We start from the raw sequence: 17,233 nt of genomic DNA, 5'->3' as shown, positions 1-17,233 counted from the left end.
GAGTGTTGCTCCCAGGACGAAGGAGTCTCTGCATGTCCGCAACTGCACGGGGAAGGCGGGTGCGCGGCGCAACGACCGTCGCCGTGATCGCCTCGCTCGCCGCCATCGCCCTCACGGCGTGCGCGCCCGGTTCGTCGACCGGCGGCGCGACCGCTGCGACCGAGGTCAGCACCCAGCTGACGAAGGACAAGGTCCAGCTCACGATCGCCGATGAGACCGGCTTCCCGCTGACGGACGAGCTCACCAAGGAGTTCACCAAGCAGCATCCCAACATCACGTTCAAGATCACCCGCGACACGTTCCAGAACCTCACCGCGAACGCGCCGAAGCTCCTCGCGAGCTCCACGCCGCCTGACCTCATCCGGCTCCCCACGCTCGGCGACACGGTGAAGGACGGCCTCGTCGCGAACCTCGATCCGTACTTCACCGCCTACGGCTGGGACAAGTGGTCGCCGGCGCAGCTCGCCCCGCTGCGGATGACGGCCGACGGAGTCCGCGGGAGCGGATCGCTGTACCAGCTCGGCCTCGGCTACAGCGTCACCGGCATCTTCATGAACACGAAGCTCGCGCAGCAGGCCGGCATCAGCGCGCCGCCGGAGACGCTCGGCGAGCTCGAGGAGGACTTCGCGAAGGCCAAGGCCGCCGGCGTCGCACCGCTGGTCGAGGGGGACAAGGACGGTGTCGTCAACTTCGCCGTGCAGGCGGCGATGAACCAGTACGCCGACAAGCAGCAGTTCCTCGACTGGATGTTCAACAAGCCGGGGGCGAGCTTCAGCACCCCCGGCAACGTCAAGGGCGCCGAGCTGATCCGCACCTGGGCCGACGCGGGCTACTTCCCCTCGGACATCAACGCCCTCGACTACTTCTCCTTCGTCAGCCGCTTCCAGGACGCCGGCGGCGTGTTCACGTTCAACGGCAACTGGGAGGCGACGAACTACGCGAAGAAGCTCGGCAAGGATCTGACGTTCTTCCTCGTGCCGCCGGCCGAGAAGGGCGGCACGCACGTCGCTATGGGCGCGGCGAACTCGTTCTCCGCGGCGGCCAAGTCCACGCACCTCAACGAGGTGGCGTACTTCCTCAACTGGGTGCACACGAACGACAAGGCGCGTCAGATCGTCGTCGACGTCACCGGAGCCGCCCCTGGTGGTGACCCGTCGCAGGCGCAGCCGAAGGTCGAGAAGGGCTCGATCACCGAGCAGGTCCTCGCGGCCGCCGCGCAGGTCGCCAAGGAGGACGGCCAGGTCGACTTCATGGCGAACACCACCGCGGGCATCTACGCCGGGGTCATCATCCCCGAATCGCAGCTGCTCGTGACCTCCCAGATCTCGGGTCAGGAGTACGTCGACAAGGTGCAGGCGTTCTACGCCCAGGAAGTGAAGAAGTAAACATGACGTCCACGCGGTCTCGCTCAGGCGGGGACACGACCTACCCCGCCCTGTCGGCACGACGGGTGGCTCGCGATCTCGCCCGCGAGGCCGCCCCGGATCCGACCGGCCGCCCGCCCGCCCGACGTCGGGCGGCCGGGCGGCCCGGCCGGATCGGCTGGGTGCTCGTCGCACCGGCCCTGTTCTTCTACGCGGCGTTCGTGCTCTGGCCTCTGATCCAGGGCGTCCAGTACTCGTTCTACGAGTGGAACGGCATCGGCCCCTCCACCTGGGTCGGGCTCTCCAACTACCTGACGGTGTTCACGGATCCGGATCTCCTCGGAGCCATCCGCAACGCCTTCGTCCTGATCGCGTTCTTCACCGTCATCCCGGTCACAGCGGGGCTCGTCCTCGCGACGCTGATCCGCTCGGTGCGTGCCGGCTTCTTCTCCAGCGCCTCGCAGACGATCCTGTTCCTGCCCCAGATCATCCCGCTGGCCGCGGCCGGCATCGCGTGGTCGTGGATGTACGCCCAGACCGGCGCGGTCAACCAGATCCTCGGCTGGATCGGGCTCGGCAGGCTCGCGCGTCCCTGGCTCGGCGACTATCAGACGGCCCTGCCGGCCGTGGGCCTGATCGGCTCGTGGACCCTCACCGGGCTGTGCACCGTGCTGCTGCTCACCGGCATCGGCAAGATCGACGTCTCGCTGTACGAGGCGGCCCGGCTCGACGGCGCGGGATGGTGGCGCGAGTTCTTCACCATCACCATCCCCGGCCTGCGCCAGGAGCTCGCCGTGCTCGTGACCATCACGATCATCGCCGCGCTGAGCAGCTTCGACATCATCTACACCACCACCCTCGGCGGCCCCGGGCGGGCCACTCTCGTGCCGGGCATCTCCATCTACCGGATCGGCTTCACCCAGAGCGAGGTGGGTCTCGCCTCCGCCTTCGGGATCGTCCTGATGATCCTCGTGCTCGCGGTGGTCCTCCCGATCCAGCGTCTCTCGAAAGTCCGTGACAAATGATCGTCAACCCGATCGAGAAGTGGACGGGGCGGGTGCTCCTCGTCCTCGTCCTCGTGCTCACCGTCATCCCCCTGCTGAACATGGTGTCGGCCGCTCTGCAGCCCGCCGATGTGAACCCGACGGGGCTCGCCTGGCCGTCGGATCCCCAGTGGGGGAACTTCGTCGAGGCGTTCAACACGGGGCACGTGTGGGAGCTCCTCGGCTCGAGCGCGCTCGTCGTGCTGGGAGTGGTGCCGGTCAGCCTGATCGTGGCGTCGCTGGCCGGCTACGCGCTCGGCGGGATCAGGATGCGCGGCTCGCGCGCGCTCCTCATCCTCTTCGTGCTCGGGCTCACCATCCCGTTCGAGGCGATCATCATCCCGCTCTACTACGAGATGCAGTCGCTCAACGTGCTCAACACCCAGTGGGCGATCATCCTCCCGCTCATCGGGCTGTTCATGCCGTTCAGCGTGTTCTGGATGAGGGCGCACTTCGTCGGCGTGCCCGAGGAGCTCGCCGAGGCGGCTCGCATGGACGGCGCCGGCATGTGGCAGGAGCTGAGGCACATCCAGCTTCCGCTCGCGCGGCCGGCCCTGTCTGCACTGGCGATCCTGCTCTTCCTGTGGACGTGGAACCAGTTCCTGCTGCCCGTCGTGCTCGTCTCCGACCCTCTGCAGCGGACCGTCGCGGGAGCGCTCACCTTCTTCCAGGGCCAGTACAGCCTGAGCATCCCGCTGCTGAACGCGGGCGCGCTGATCATCATCCTCCCCACGGTCCTGATCTTCGTGATCTTCCAGCGCCAGTTCATCAAGGCGCTGATCCAGGGTGCGGTCAAGGGCTGACGGGATGGGGTTCAGCACACGGGATCACTGGGTCTGGGATTTCTGGGTCGCCGACGACGGCGAGCTCTTCCACCTGTTCTACTTGCACGCTCCGATGTCGCTCGGCGATCCGGATCTCCGGCACCGCAACGCCCGAATCGGGCACGCCACCTCGCGCGACCTCGTCGAGTGGACGGACCACGGAGTCGTGCTGACCCCTGGTGAGCCGGGGGAGCTGGACGCTTCGGCGACCTGGACGGGGAGCGTGATCCGCGCCGACGACGGATCGTGGCGGATGTTCTACACAGGCTCGAACTTCCTCGCGCCGGACGAGATCGCGAACGTGGAGACCGTGGGCGTGGCCCGATCGGACGACCTGTTCACGTGGCACAAGCTCCCCGACGTGCGGCTCTCGGCCGATCCGCAGTGGTACGAGCTCCTGTCCGATGGGACGTGGCACGAGGAGGCGTGGCGCGATCCCTGGGTGTTCCGCGACCCCCACGGCGAGGGGTGGCACATGCTCGTGACCGCGCGGTCGCGCTCGGGCGCGACGGCCCGTGACCGCGGTGTCGTGGGGCACGCCCGATCGGCCGACCTCTCCGAGTGGTGCATCGGTCCGCCGCTCACCGAGCCCGGCGCGGGGTTCGCACACCTGGAAGTGCCGCAGCCGGTGCGCCTGAGCGGGCGCGATTGGCTGCTGTTCTCGTGCGATGCGGCCCACCTCGCCGGTGACCGCCTCGATGCGCAGGGCGGGATCTGGATCGCCCCCGCGGCCTCTCCCACAGGGCCGTACGACCTCGGCCGCGCGGAGCTGCTCGCGGACGAACGCCGCTATGCGGGGCGGGTGGTCACAGACCGCGCGGGCACCCCCTGGCTGCTCGCCTTCGAGAACGCCGGATCGGGCGGCGCCTTCGCAGGACGCCTCACGGATCCGCTCGCGTTCGACCAGACAGGCCCCACCCCCCGGCTCGCCGATGCGCGGCCGGGCGACAGCGACGAGGAGACGCCATGACGCAGACCGAGATCCACGGGACCGTGGAGGCCGGATATGAGCAGGTCGCCGACGCGTTCGCGGACGCTTTCGCCGGGCGGCCCGCGATGGGTGCAGGGCTGACGGTCCGCGTCGACGGGCGGCGGGTGGTGCACCTGTGGGGCGGCGTCGCCGACGAGCAGCGGGCGACGCCGTGGGACGAGCACACCGCTTCCGTGATCTTCTCGTGCACCAAGGGCGTGATGTCGGCGCTGATCGCGCGACTGGTGCAGGAGGGCCTCCTCGACTACGAGCAGCCGGTCGCGCGGTACTGGCCGGAGTTCGCGGCCGCCGGCAAGGCTGACGTGACGGTCGCCGAGCTGCTGGCGCATCGGGCGGGACTCTCCGCCTTCCGGTGCGCCCTCACCCTCGATCAGGCGCTCGACTGGTCGTTCGCGACCGCCGCGCTCGCCGCGCAGGAGCCGCTGTGGACGCCGGGAACCGGCTACGCCTATCACGCGATCACCCACGGCTGGCTGGCCGGTGAGCTCGTGCGGCGGGTGACGGGACAGCTGCCCGGCGAATACCTCGCCCTCATCGCGGAGCCGTGGTCGGACGGGATCTGGATCGGTCTGCCCGACGCAGAACGCTCCCGCGTCGCCCAGCTGCACGCGTCGGAGAGCCAGCAGGAGGCAGGACGGCAGCTCGAGGCGGCAGAATCCCCCTGGACGCCGCGGGCGATGACGCTCGGGGACGCCTTTCCCGCGGCGCTCGTGAGTCCGCGCGGCGGATTCAACGATCCGCGCGTGCAGGCGGCGCAGATCCCGGGGGCCGGCGGCATCGCCACGGCCGATGCGCTGAGCGCCTTCTGGTCGGCCACCGTCGCGGCGACCGACGGCGTGCGCGTGCTCGACGACGCGATCCTCGCGCAGGCGCTGATCCCGATGAGCGCGGGCGAGCCCGTGTTCCCCACCGACGGTCCGTGGCCCCGGTGGTCGCGCGGATTCCAGCTCGACTCCGCGGCGCGACGCTACCTGGGCGAGGCGAGCTTCGGCCACGACGGCGCCGGGGGCCAGGTCGCCTTCGCCGACCGCGACGCCCGCGTGGGGTTCGCGTTCGTGACGAACTGGATGGAGGCCGGTGCGGACGACCGCGCCACGACCATCGTCGAGGCGCTCCGGCGCAGTCTCTGATCGCTAGTCGGTCCTCACCGCCGTCGTCAAGCCCCTGCCCGGCGCGGGCGCACCCCCGTACGGTGATGTGCGGGAAGGTCCCACGGCGCATGCGGGTTTCCCCAGACTTCCGGTCATTCGCCAAGCCGTGGCACTCCGAGGAGCCCGGCCGGTTCGCCACCGGCCGGCTCCTCTCATCGGATCCGCCTGAGAAGAGCTCCGTCAGGGGCCGGTCGCCGTCGCCTCCCGGCCGGGTGGTGAGAGCTCGAGCACCGGATAGGTGACGGCGAAGGCGGCGCGGAGGCCGCCCGTGAGCGCCGCAGCGCCGTGGCCGCCGCCGGCGAGCTCGCGAAGCTGCGCGTTCATCCCTGCCGCCTGCGCCGCGACGGCGAACTTTTTCGCGACGTCCAGATAGCGAGGGTCGTCCTTGGCCGCCGTGAAGACGGCCGTGGTCCCCGAGTAGCGGTGCTGCTGCAGCAGGGCGAGTGGTTTGGCCTGCTCGTACTTCTGCGCGTCGCCCCCGAAAAGGTGCTGGAGGGCGTCCGCAGGGTGGGAGGCGCCGGGGAACTCCTCTCCGGAGACGCAGATCACCGTGCCGAACAGCTCGGGGTGCTCGGCACCCAGTGAGATCGCGCACTGGCCGCCGTTCGAATACCCCGCGACGGTCCAGAGCCGGGGGTCGGCAGCGACGTTGAGGTTCGCGCGCATCCACGGGATGACGTCGTGCAGGAGGTAGGTGCGGACCTTGCCGAGGCGCGAGTCCACGCATCCGGTGTCCTTCACGTCCGCTCCCACCTGATCGGCGACGACCACGATGGGGGCGAGACCGTGGTTGGCGGCGGCAAAGGCGTCCAGCACCTGCGCGATGGGCGCAGGATCAGGGTTGCCTGGATGGCCCATGAGCATGAGCACGACGGGAAGCCGGGGCGGGTTGGCAGTCAGGGCCGCGGGAGGGAGGTACACGCCGGCGCTGCGGGCGGTGAATCCGCTCTCGACGTTCGGGATCGCGACGGTACCCGTGTGGCCCGCGCGGGGCATGCCTGCGGGCGGCGTCCAGGTCTCCCAGAGCGGGCGTACGGGCGCGGGGGATCTCTCCGGCGCGGCGGTCGGAGCCGGAAGCCGGAGCGGCTGGTCGACGACGATGTTGAGCAGATTCCCGATGCTGCGGTTCAGGCCGAAGGCGGCGTTGATGCCGAGTGTTCCCGCCGCGATCGAGGAGACGATGGCGACGACCGCCACGGTACGACGAAGCGCCCCTCGGCGGAACAGGGAGGCCGTTCCGACGGCGACGGCCGAGAGGGCCGCCGCGAGCCACAGGTACGTGGGCATTCCCAGGCTGCCTCCGAACAGGTCGAGCCATCGCACGCAGACGAGCCAGAGCGCGACGGCGAGCATGCCGCCGCCGACCCCCGCCAGCGCTGCGATGAGGATCGACCGTCTCGTCGCGCCCCAGAGAAGGGTGACGACGATGCCGCCGCCGGCGAGGACGTAGACGATCACGGGGAGCACGCCGTCGACGATCCGGACGTGCAGGAAGCCCAGCCAGAGCTCGGAGAAGAAGTCGGTCACCTCTCGATCCTCACCAGCGCCGGCGCCGGCGACATCCGGGAAGGCGCCCCTTCTTCCCCCTGATCGGCGGTGCGTCCACCCCCGATCAGGGGATCCGGTGCCCGCGGCCGCGGCGGAACCATGGAAGACCGGAACGACCATCCACGACGCACCCCGGGAATCCATGACCGCCGAGACGACGCCACGATGACTTCGACGCCGGCGGTCCGCCATCGGATCCGTGAGCAGACAGGAGAGGACGGGGGCATCAGGATGCCTCCGCGGCCCGCCGTCGTCGCCGCGGTGGCGGTGCTGATCGGCACGGTGGGTGCTGCACTGGCCTGGCTGCGTCTGCCGGTGACGGCCCGAGACACCCTCTGGGCCGAGGACGGACGGGACTTTCTGCAGGGCGCGATCGATGCGGGCTTCGCCGAGACCTTCGCACCCTACGGCGGCTACCTGCACGTGATTCCCCGGATCATCGCAGGCTTCGCCGCCGCTCTGCCGGTCGAATCGATGGCCATCGCCATGACCGCTGGGAGCTGCCTGGTCGCGGGAGGGTGCGCGGCGGTCGTGTGGCTGTGCGCGCGTCGGATCCTGCTTCCTGCCCATGCGGTTCTCCTCGCCGCTCTCACCGTGCTCGCGCCGCTGGCGGCGCGCGAAGTACTCGGCAACACGGCCAACCTGCACACGCTGATGATGTGGACCCTGCTGTGGCTGCTCCTGGTCACGCCCCGCCGCGCGACGATCGCCGTCGCGTCCGCGATCCTGGCCGCGCTGGCGGCGCTGACCGAGATCCAGGCGGTGCTGCTCATCCCCGTGGCGCTGTGGCGGGTGCGTCATCCGATGCGGCGCATCGTCGCTGCCGGACTGCTTGCCGGATCGTCTGCGCAGATCATCGCCGCGCTGCTGAGCCCGCGCCGGCAGACCGCGTTCGGCCACGTCGAGCCGCTGTCCTACGCCAAGGGCCTGGTCGTGAACGCGGTGCTCCCCTTCCTGCTTCCGCAGCAGGAGATCGGCCCCGTCCTCGCGGGGCGCAGCCTGCTCGTCGTGCTCGGCGCCGCGGCGGTGCTCGGCGTGCTGCTGGGCGTGCTGCTGCGCTCGGCGTCCCGGTCGCACCGGATCCTCGTCGCTCTGCTTCTGGCGGGAGCCGTGATCGTCTACTGCGGCAGCGTGTACGCCAACCCCGAGGACTACTACGACTATGCCGGGCACACGGCTCGGCAACTGCGCTCCATCTGGCTTCCTCGCTATGGCGTCCTGCCCTCGATGCTCGTCGCCGCTGCGGTCGTCGTGGCGGCGGACGGGACCGTGCGGGCCCGGCGGGATCGGTCAGGAGCGGGCCGCACGTCGGCCCTGCTTGCCCGTATCGCCGTGGCGGCGCTGGCCTCGTCGCTGGTGCTGCACGTCGTTCCGTCGGACACGCGGCGTTCCCAGGGTCCGGCGTGGAGTCCGCAGGTCGAGGACGCGCGACGGCTGTGCGCCCAAGCGCCTCCCCGGGACGACGTCACGCTGAAGCAGACCCTCGCGTGGGAGGTCACGGTTCCCTGCGACCGCCTCCGTGTCGACTCCTCGCCCGCCAAACCCCGGAAGGAAGACACGCCATGAGCACTCCGTCCCCCGTCGCCCCCGCGCGCACCCGGCCGTCGTTCTTCACGAGGTGGGCGTCGTTCGGACGGGCCCCTCGGCTGAGCGGGATCGATGTGGCCCGGGGGCTGGCGGTTTTCGGGATGATCGGCGTCCACGTCGGCGTCTCCGCGACCTTCGACCTCGCCGACCCGCTCACCTGGACGACGCTCGTGTCCGGTCGGTCCTCGATCCTCTTCGCCGTGGTCGCCGGCGTCTCCGTGGGGATCGCGGCGGGCGCAGGGGGCAGGCCCACCGGGGAGGACCTCCGATCCGCTCGCCTGAAGATGGTGGGTCGGGCCATCGCCGTCCTCTCGCTCGGGCTCGCGTTGGAGCTCCTCGGCACGGAGATCGCGGTGATCCTCCCGATCTACGGCGTGCTGTTCCTGCTCATCACGCCGTTCCTCGGCATGCGGAGGCGGACGCTCGTCGTCACCGCCGCGGTGCTCGCGGTCGTCGGCCCGACGCTCGTCGGCACGGTGAACGCCCTGACGTCCTCGGCGGGGACCGGCGGCGCCTCGGGCGCGCCCGGCGTCGCGTTCCTGCTCTCCGGCGCGTACCCGCTCACCGTATGGCTGCCGCTGATGCTGGCGGGCCTCGCCCTGGCGCGGTGCGAGCTCGGCGCGGCGCGCACCGCGGTCCGCCTGGCGCTCGTCGGGGCGATCCTCGCGGTCGCGGGTTACGGCATCGGCAGCGCGGTGACCGGGGTCCGCAACGGTTGGGCCGCCGATGTGGCGGCTTCTTCACTCGACGGAGCACAGGGATCGGCCTCCGTCGGCGGGGGGAGCGGGAAGGGCGGTGCAGCGTCGGCGGCCGATCCGTCGGCGGTGCCCGATCCCGGTTCGGTCCTGAGCAGCGCCTGGGGCGTGAGCCCGCACTCGGGCGGGACGTTGGAGATCATCGGATCGGGCGGTTTTGCGATCGCTGTGATCGGCGTCTGCCTGCTGCTGGCCCGCTGGATCCGGGTGGCTTTGGTCCCGATCGCTGCCGTCGGCTCGATGCCGCTGACCGCGTACACTGCCCACGTCATCTCGTTCTTCATGCTCAGCGCACCGCTGTCCCTGGCGCCGGACGCATTCGCGGAGTCTTCGAACGTTCCCCTCTCGTGGCTCGTCTGCATCGGCGCTCTGCTGGCGGGCTGCACGATCTGGGCGCTGCGGTGGGGCAGAGGGCCGCTCGAGCGCGTGACGGCCTGGGCCTCGCGAGCGATGAATGCCGCACCCGCTCCGCGCGAGAGCGTGGTCGCGACCGGAGCATGACCCACGCTCCTCCCCGTGGTGGCCGGAATCGTCCCGCCGCCCGCGCTCAGCGTGGAGTGGAGGAGACCGTCGCGGTGGGCGTCGCTGGCCACAGTCGCCGCACGAGGAGCGGGCCGCCGATGCCGTGGATCACGACGCTGCCGAGGACGACCATGCAGGTGGCGGCGAGGATCATGAACCCTTCTTCGCCCGGCAGCGCATTGGCGGCGATCAGGCCGAACACGATGGATGCCGCGCCTCGCGGACCCATCGCCGCGATGAAGAAGCGCTCCGCTCGGGTGGCTTCGCTTCCGAGCAGGGCGATGCTGACAGGGACCAGCCGTCCGGCGGTGAGCGCGACGAGTGCGAGGACGATCGCGGGCCACCAGTCGTACGTCTGGCTGAGCAGGAGCGTGGAGGCGAATCCGAAGGCGAGCCAGAGCAGCAGATTCGCCAGCCACGACAGATCCTCGACGAGGGACAGCTCCGTGTGCTCTATGCCCCGCTTGCCGCGCGCGACGCGGATGACCACGCCGGCGACGAACACGGCGACGAAGCCGTTTCCGTGAAGGAGCACCGTGGTGGCGAAGACCAGGACGGGTGCGGCGATGAAGGCGATCCGCATGCTCTGAGGCTCCGTCCATCCGCGGGAGTCGGCGAATCGCGTGGCACCCCCGATCGCTCCACCGAGAGCGCCGCCTACGAGGAGGGCGATGAGGCCGGCGGGCGCGGCGACGGCGAGCGCGCGACCCGCGTCGCTGGTGCTGCCGGCGCTGGCGAAGGCGAGGGCGCCGAGCAGCAGCGGAGAGACCAGACCGTCGTTGTAGCCGCTCTCGATGCTCAACCAGCGCCTGACTCTGGCGGGGATGCGCTCATCGCGCACGAGGGAGGTCTCGGGGGAGAAGTCCGCCGGGACGGCGATGCAAGCGATCGCCAGGACAACGGCTAGGGAGAGCCCGAGGGGGAGGACGAGGCCGACGGCGAAGGCCAGGAGCAGGGAGAGGGGAAGGCCGAGACCGAGCAGCCGCAGCGGAACCCCGCGGAATTGTGAGCTGAGCGAGCCCCGCACGTCGAGAGCGTCGACGAAGAGGAGGAAGGCGAGGACGAGCTCTGCGAGGAACAGCGTCGTCTTGGACTCCATGAAGAGCGGTTCCTGCGGAGGCAGCAGGGCGCCGGCGAGAGCGCCGAGCGCCGTCATCACCACGGGGCCGTTGACGGTGGCCCGTCGGAAGGTGCGGCTCCACAGGGCCCAGACGAGCAGCCCGAGGCCCGCCACGACCAGTGCGATCATCAACATGCGGATGGCCGTCCTTCACAGGTCGAGGGATCCGCCGAGCGGCCCGGTTCCGTCGGTGTCAAGCACTCTACGGGAACGGAAGCGCCGCCGGGAGGATCCCCCCGCGGCGCCGTGCGCCCCCTCAGCCGTTCGGCCGCAGAGTCTTCTCGAACCGGAACATGAGGTCGTCGTCGCTTCGCCCGCTCCCCTCCGGCCCGGGAGCCGACGACGGCGGGGGCTCGTGCGGATCCGGATGGCCGGGGTGGTAGAACTCGACGATCCGGAATCCGCACACGTTGACGTAGAAGTGGATGTTGCGCGTCTCGAAGTGCGGCGTCATCGTCTCCCACACCTGGGTGAGCGGATAGCGCTCCTCGATCGCCTGCCAGGCCCGACGGCCGTACCTTCGGTCGTGGAACTCGGGATCGATGAAGAACAGGTCGAGGCTGTTGTGCTGCGTTTCAGGGCGGATGCCGACGACGGCGCCCCCGATCCTCCGACCCTCGGCGACGACGTGCAGGACGTGCGAATCCGGGTCGTCGAACGACTCCCACACCTCCGAGTCCGAGGGGATGGGCCCCCGGAGGGTCTCTCCGGAACTCTCGACGACGGCGATCGCGAACGCCGCCTGGATGCGCGGGACCAGAGCCGCAAGATCGCCGCGGGCGGCGGGAACGAGCTCGAGCGAGGTCGACATGTCAGAACGAGTCCCAGCCGTCGTCGTCCCACTCGTCGTGGTCGTCTTCGGCGTGGTGCTGGTCGTGCGGGGCGGACATCAGTCCGGAGATCCCCTGCGCGAGCAGAACCCCGCCCGCCACGCCGGCCGCCCCGGCCGCGGCGGTCTTGAGGAAGCTGCCCCCTCCCGCGCCGCCGTCGGCGCTCGGCTGCCGGCGCGAACCGAACAGTCCGCCCCATCGTCCGCGCTGCTCCTCCGCTGGGGCGGAGGCGGCCGGTGCCGCTGCCGGAGCGGCGTACGCGGCGCCGGGCGCAGCACCGGGGGAGGCCTGCTGCGCAGCGAGCGCCTCCTTCTGCAGGAGCACGGTCTGCACGAGGAAGTAGAGCGCGTCGGGCTGGGAGCCGATCAGCTGGGAGATCAGCTGCGCGGCTTCGGCGTCCTTCTGGATCGGAGCCGCGTTGCGGACGGAGTCCGCGAGATCGATGATCAGGCGCGCGTCGGAGGTCTGCATGAGGATTCCCTTTCTCACGGCGATGGAGATGTCATCGACGTCGATCAGTGGTGACATGCCCATGCTCCGCGCGTCGCATCGCGGGCGGATCCGCCGGCTGGCGGGAAGCGCGCTCCCGGTCGGCGGGTCAGGCGGGGGAACGCGGAAGCGCGAGGCGCACCGCATAGCCGTCACCGCTCGGCGCGGCGACGAGGGTACCGCCGAGAAGCTCCGCGCGTTCCCTGAGGCCGAGCAGCCCGAGCCGCGCGCTCGGCAGATCCAGGGGAGGTTCCGACGGGCGGGAGTTCTCGACGATGACGCCATACGATCGGTCGTCCGACCACAGACGCACGCGGATCGCCGATCCGGGTGCGTGCTTGCGCACGTTCGTCAGGGCCTCCTGCACGGTGCGGTACACGGCGCGTTGGGCGGCGGAGGGGATTCCGCGCGGGAGCTCTCCCATCGTGGTGACCGGCAGACCGCTCGCCGCGATGAGGTCGGTCAGATCGGCGATGGTGGGCTGGGGCGCGAGGCCAGGGCTCCGCGTGCCCGCGGCGCGCAGGAGGGTCACCATCGAGCGCAGCTCGTCCAGAGTGGTTGCGGCCATCGTCCGGATGGAGCTGGCCGCATCGCGCACCTCGGCGTCGGCGGCCGTCACCTGCAGTGCGCCGGCCTGCACCGAGATCAGGCTCACCTGATGGGAGACCACGTCGTGCATCTCGCGGGCGAGCTGGTTGCGCTCCTGGGTGAGAAGACTCTGCGCGTACAGTTCGCGCTCGTGCTGCTTCGTCGCCTCGATCTCGGCGATCCTCGCTCGCAGATCGGATGCCGCCTGGGTCAGCTGCCCGAGCAGGATCGGGGCGGCGGCGGTGGCGAGCTGGTAGACGAAGGTCACAGCCGTCCAGTTCTGGTCGGTCGTGAGCAGGCTCGTCAGGGGCCAGCCGACGGCCTCGGCTGCGGCGAACAGCGCTCCGCAGAGGAAGAGCAGCCATCTGCGGCGGCTGCGGCTCGAGAGCGCGAGCAGCGCGATGACCGGGGCGGCGAGGATGTTCGCGATGAGGGCGGCGGGCAGTGTCAGCGCGAAGGCGATGAGCGGCCATCGGCGTCGGATCAGCAGCGCCGCGCACGCGAGCGCGCTGGTACTGATGCCGAGCACCCCCTCGTCGACGGATGTGAGGGTCGCATCGACGGCGGCGATGGCGACGGCGAGGAGATCCGTCGCCCACGCCGGGATGCGCCGCCAGATGGCCGCCAGGCGATTCACCGGTCCGACGGCCGTTCGTCGAGCAGCCCGGCGCGCTGCGCTGCCAGTGCCGCCTGCACTCGGCTCGCGACGCCGAGCTTGGCGAGGATGGCGCTGACGTGGTCCTTGACCGTGCCGGCGCCGAGGTAGAGCCGCGCGCCGATGTCGGCGTTCGAGAGCCCCTCGGCGACGAGCACCAGCACCTGGCGCTCGCGGTCGGTGAGCGTGCCGACGCGCTCCGCCTCCTCGTCGAGCGCGGCGCCCAGGCCGGGGTGGGTGTCCAGCAGGGTGCGGGAGGCTCTCGGCGACAGGACGACCCCGCCCGCCGCGAGGGCGCGGACATACTGTCCGAGTTGCTCGGGCTCGGTGTCCTTCAGCAGAAATCCGGACGCGCCGGAGCCGAGGGCCGTCATGATGTACTCGTCCGCGTCGAAGGTCGTGAGCATCGCCACGGCGGGCCGCTCAGGCATGGTCGAGACGATGCCCAGGAGGGTCAGCCCATCGACCTGCGGCATCCTGATGTCGAGCAGGAGCACGTCGGGCTTCTCGGCCTTGATCACATCGAGCGCTTCGATGCCCGACGCGGTACCGACGACGCGGATGTCGTCCGTGGCGTTCAGGATCATCGTGAATCCTGAACGCACCAGGGCCTCGTCGTCGACGATCACGACACGAATCATGGGTTCCTCTTCTCCTCCCCGCACACGCTAGGGCAAAGACGCGCATCGAGGATCCATCACCGCCGTCCGGTGGACCCGATCCCCGCCGATCGACGGATGCGGTTACGCCGGTCGGATGACGACGCGGGACGGAGGAACGGCTGGACTGGAGTCATGCACCGTGTTCTGCCCCGCCTCGCCCGGAACTCCCTGCGGTATCCGCTGGCGCTGGCGCTCGCCGCCGCGGCGGTGGGCGCCGGCATCGCCCGAGCCGCGTGGGCGAGCGAAGCGGAACTCGCCGGCGTGCACTTCAGCTTCCTCTCGTGGATCCTCCTCATCGTCGCCGTCGGGGTGGCGGAGCGTTCGGTGAGCAGCAGGTGGGCGTTCAGCGTCGGTGCGTCCGCGACCGCCGCCGGTGTCGCCGCCGCCTGGAGCCTCCTGTCGGCGGCCGCAGCATTCGGAGAGCCGATGTCCCAGGAGGCGCTGCGCTACCAGGCGTGGACACCGTCGGTCACCAGCGCCGCCCTCCTGATGGCCGTCTCCAGTCGGCTCCGTCCGGCCACGCGCTGGACGCTGCGATGGGTCGTCGGAACGGGCGTCGTCGTCCTGCTGCTCATGAGCGGCCACGCATCCGACGTGGCGCGGATGTTCGCGGTGCTCGCGGCCGCCGTGGCGGCGACCATCGGCCGGCCTGCGCGCCCCGGTACGGACTGGAGGCCGAGTGCGCAGACGCGTTGGCGCAGTGCGGTGGCCTCGGCCCTGGTGGTCATTGCGAGCGGGCTCGCGCTGGGATCGGTCGTGCCGAACGCCACAGGCGTGCTGGCCTGGGCGGGTGCCGTCATCGATCCGATCGCCGCGCCGGTCGCATCGGCTCTGCTCGTCGTGAGCGCCGTGCTGATCATGCGGGGTCGTATCCTCGGCATCGTCGTGGGCGGGATCGCTCTCGCCGGGGTCGCGGCCGTCTCCCTCGTCGAACTGATCGTGCGCCCGATCGTCGAGGGCGGGATCGTGTGGCAGGGGCTCACCGGTGCGGAGACCGAATGGCAGGTCATCCTCCTGCTTTCCGGCGGCCTGCCGGCACTGGCTGCGTTGATCCTCGCCCTGGGGGCACGAAAGGTCATCCGCCGGCCGGCTCCGGTCGCGACCGCGGCGGACCGTCAGCAGCTGCATGTGGCCCTCAAGGCGTCGGGCGACTCCACGTTCGCGCACATGGCCACCTGGGCAGGCAACTCCCTGTGGTTCGGCGAGGACGGTTCGGCTGTCGCCTACCGTGTGCGCGACGGGATCGCCTTCACCGTCGGAGATCCGATCTCCGAGGATCCGCGTTTCGCCCTGCGCACCTTCGCTGAGTTCTGCGAATCGCGCGGCTGGACGCCGGTGTTCTACAGCATCCATGACGAGGCGGCGTCGGCTCTCCAGGAGGTCGGCTGGGCGCGCATCCCGGTGGGCACGGACGCCGTGATCGACGTGGACGGCTTCACGCTCAGCGGGCGACGCCGTCAGGATCTCCGCACGGCCGTCAACCGTGCCGATCGCGAAGGTCTCTCTGCGGTGTGGACCCGCTACGCCGAGACGGCACCCGCGGTGCGCGCGCAGGTCGACGCGCTCTGCTCCGCCTGGGCCGACGACAAGCGTCTCCCGGAGATGGGCTTCACACTCGGCGGCCTCGCGGAGCTGACCGACCCCGACGTGCGCCTGATGCTGGCGATCGGTGCGGACGGCCGCGTCCAGGTCGTGACGAGCTGGCTTCCTCTTCGGCGTGATGGCCGGATCGTCGGGTGGACCCTCGACGTCATGCGGCGCGACCGCCGGGCGATGCCGGGCGCGATGGAGTTCACCATCGTCTCTGCCGTGCGACAGGCGTCGGAGGACGGTCTGCAGACGATCGGCCTCTCCGGGACGCCGCTGGCGCCGCACGAGGGTCGGCAGTCCGGCTGGCTGGCCCGCCGGATGTCGCAGATGCTGGAGCCCAGCTACGGATTCGCCTCGCTCGAACGCTTCAAGGCCAAGTTCGGCGCCCGGCACGAACCGCTCTGGATGAGCTATCCGCAGCCGCTGCTACTGACCCGGATCGGGCCCGCACTGCTGCGCACCTATGCGCCCACGCTGCGGCTGACCCAGGTGTTCAGAGCACTCCGCGCCGCCGCCTGACGGGATGGGACGTCGACCCGTCCGGCACGGATCGCCGGCCCCTCAGCGATAGGCGGCCAGGAACTCCTCGATCAGCGCCGCGGCCGGGGCGCTCGGAGAGCGGGGGCTTATGATGCTGAGATCCCACTCGATCGGCTCGGCGAGGGCCACGGTGACGACGCCGTCGACGGGCGTGATGATCAGTTCGGGGAGGATCGCGATCCCGAGGCCCGTGGCGACGAACACCGGGATCGCGCTCGTCTCCGTCACCTCGGCGCGGATGTCGCGGACGATGCCGCGTGCGGCGAGGGCGGAGTCGAGGACGTCGCGATTGCCGAAGCCGACCGGTGTGTCGACGAAGTGCTCCGCGGCGATCTCGGCCACCTCGATCTCCGTCCGCTGCGCGAGCGGGTGGTCCTCGGAGAGGACGACGCGGTACGGCGTGGTCGCGAGCCGGTGCACGGCCAGGCCGGACGCCGCCGATGCAGGCAGGCCGAACAGGCTCAGATCCACCCGGCCGCGGCGCACCGACTCCACGAGCTCGCCGGATCCGCCGGACGTGCCGCGCAGGCGGAGCTCGACGAGGGGGTTCGCGCGATGGAAGGCCCCGATGACGCGCGGGACGGCCATGGAGCTGATGCTCGTGAACATGCCCATGCGCAGGAGCCCCCGCAGCTCGCCTCGCGGATCCGCCGCGGCCTTGGCGCGCGCCTCGGCGTCGGCGAGCTCACGCAGGACGGGAAGGACGGCCTCTCCGGCCGCGGTGATCCGCACGCCGCGCTGATCGCGCTCGAACAGGGCGGCGCCCAGCTCCTTCTCGAGCGCGCGCACGCCGGCGGAGACGGTCGACTGGCCGGCGAACACGCGCTGCGCGGCGCGGGTGAAGCTCAGCTCCTCGGCGACGGCGATCGCGTACTCGGCTTGACGGGTGTCCATGCAGGCTCCTAGTCATCGATGAGAACGATGGCAGTGATCAATGATAACCGTTGGACTCGATGACGTCGGGCGGCGAGCAT

15 protein-coding genes are annotated in these 17,233 nt (G+C 70.6%); 8 read left to right on the top strand and 7 right to left on the bottom strand.

Annotated elements, in window-relative coordinates; genetic code table 11:
* Positions 1 to 32 precede the first annotated feature (32 nt).
* Genes NFX31_RS17205 through NFX31_RS17185 form a run of 5 tightly spaced genes read left to right on the top strand, consistent with a single transcriptional unit; the run spans position 33 to position 5,352 of the window.
* Positions 33 to 1,385 carry an ABC transporter substrate-binding protein gene (locus NFX31_RS17205; RefSeq protein ID WP_248700426.1) on the top strand — a complete coding sequence of 451 codons (1,353 nt, stop codon included), beginning with the start codon at positions 33 to 35 and terminating at the stop codon, positions 1,383 to 1,385.
* A 2-nt stretch (positions 1,386 to 1,387) separates the two neighbouring features.
* A complete protein-coding gene (locus tag NFX31_RS17200) occupies positions 1,388 to 2,389 on the top strand; it encodes a carbohydrate ABC transporter permease (RefSeq protein WP_248700425.1) in 1,002 nt (333 codons plus the stop codon).
* Entirely contained in the window at positions 2,386 to 3,210 is an 825-nt protein-coding gene (locus tag NFX31_RS17195; RefSeq protein WP_045250415.1) for a carbohydrate ABC transporter permease, read from the top strand. Before NFX31_RS17200 ends, NFX31_RS17195 begins: the two co-directional genes overlap by 4 nt.
* Positions 3,211 to 3,214: 4 nt before the next feature.
* Positions 3,215 to 4,201, top strand: coding sequence for a glycoside hydrolase family 68 protein (locus tag NFX31_RS17190; protein ID WP_045250414.1), 987 nt, complete (start codon positions 3,215 to 3,217; stop codon positions 4,199 to 4,201).
* Positions 4,198 to 5,352, top strand: a complete 1,155-nt coding sequence (locus NFX31_RS17185; protein ID WP_262956371.1) for a serine hydrolase domain-containing protein — start codon at positions 4,198 to 4,200, stop codon at positions 5,350 to 5,352. Before NFX31_RS17190 ends, NFX31_RS17185 begins: the two co-directional genes overlap by 4 nt.
* Before the next feature lie 201 nt (positions 5,353 to 5,553).
* Here NFX31_RS17185 and NFX31_RS17180 read toward each other — a convergent pair whose 3' ends face one another.
* Entirely contained in the window at positions 5,554 to 6,900 is a 1,347-nt protein-coding gene (locus tag NFX31_RS17180) for an alpha/beta hydrolase (protein ID WP_262956370.1), read from the bottom strand.
* Between the two features lie 252 nt (positions 6,901 to 7,152).
* Between NFX31_RS17180 and NFX31_RS17175 the strand changes: the two genes are divergently transcribed.
* The gene (locus NFX31_RS17175; RefSeq protein ID WP_262956368.1) at positions 7,153 to 8,487 is read left to right on the top strand and encodes a hypothetical protein; all 1,335 of its coding nucleotides are present in this window, start codon (positions 7,153 to 7,155) and stop codon (positions 8,485 to 8,487) included.
* Complete coding sequence (locus NFX31_RS17170; protein ID WP_262956366.1) at positions 8,484 to 9,764, top strand: heparan-alpha-glucosaminide N-acetyltransferase domain-containing protein; 1,281 nt, start codon at positions 8,484 to 8,486, stop codon at positions 9,762 to 9,764. Before NFX31_RS17175 ends, NFX31_RS17170 begins: the two co-directional genes overlap by 4 nt.
* 46 nt (positions 9,765 to 9,810) lie before the next feature.
* Here the strand turns inward: NFX31_RS17170 and NFX31_RS17165 are convergent, their stop codons facing one another.
* The 5 genes from NFX31_RS17165 to NFX31_RS17145 all read right to left on the bottom strand — a co-directional run bounded on the left by NFX31_RS17165 (position 9,811) and on the right by NFX31_RS17145 (position 14,108).
* Positions 9,811 to 11,040 carry a cation:proton antiporter domain-containing protein gene (locus NFX31_RS17165; RefSeq protein ID WP_262956364.1) on the bottom strand — a complete coding sequence of 410 codons (1,230 nt, stop codon included), beginning with the start codon at positions 11,038 to 11,040 and terminating at the stop codon, positions 9,811 to 9,813.
* A gap of 121 nt (positions 11,041 to 11,161) precedes the next feature.
* Positions 11,162 to 11,716, bottom strand: coding sequence for a GNAT family N-acetyltransferase (locus tag NFX31_RS17160; protein ID WP_045250409.1), 555 nt, complete (start codon positions 11,714 to 11,716; stop codon positions 11,162 to 11,164).
* Position 11,717: 1 nt separating this feature from the next.
* Entirely contained in the window at positions 11,718 to 12,206 is a 489-nt protein-coding gene (locus NFX31_RS17155; protein WP_045250451.1) for a DUF2076 family protein, read from the bottom strand.
* A gap of 127 nt (positions 12,207 to 12,333) precedes the next feature.
* Positions 12,334 to 13,449, bottom strand: a complete 1,116-nt coding sequence (locus NFX31_RS17150) for a sensor histidine kinase (RefSeq protein ID WP_091477923.1) — start codon at positions 13,447 to 13,449, stop codon at positions 12,334 to 12,336.
* Positions 13,446 to 14,108, bottom strand: coding sequence for a response regulator (locus tag NFX31_RS17145; protein WP_045250407.1), 663 nt, complete (start codon positions 14,106 to 14,108; stop codon positions 13,446 to 13,448). Before NFX31_RS17145 ends, NFX31_RS17150 begins: the two co-directional genes overlap by 4 nt.
* Before the next feature lie 153 nt (positions 14,109 to 14,261).
* Between NFX31_RS17145 and NFX31_RS17140 the strand changes: the two genes are divergently transcribed.
* Complete coding sequence (locus NFX31_RS17140; protein ID WP_262956363.1) at positions 14,262 to 16,238, top strand: bifunctional lysylphosphatidylglycerol flippase/synthetase MprF; 1,977 nt, start codon at positions 14,262 to 14,264, stop codon at positions 16,236 to 16,238.
* Between the two features lie 42 nt (positions 16,239 to 16,280).
* On the opposite strand, the gene NFX31_RS17135 is transcribed toward NFX31_RS17140, so the two are convergent.
* A complete protein-coding gene (locus NFX31_RS17135; RefSeq protein ID WP_045250405.1) occupies positions 16,281 to 17,153 on the bottom strand; it encodes a LysR family transcriptional regulator in 873 nt (290 codons plus the stop codon).
* Positions 17,154 to 17,233: the final 80 nt, after the last annotated feature.

The sequence above is a fragment of the Microbacterium azadirachtae genome (assembly GCF_025583665.1).
Classification (GTDB): Bacteria; Actinomycetota; Actinomycetes; order Actinomycetales; family Microbacteriaceae; genus Microbacterium; species Microbacterium azadirachtae.
Note: the sequence above shows the minus strand (reverse complement) of the source record. Positions and strands in the feature narration are given on the sequence as shown.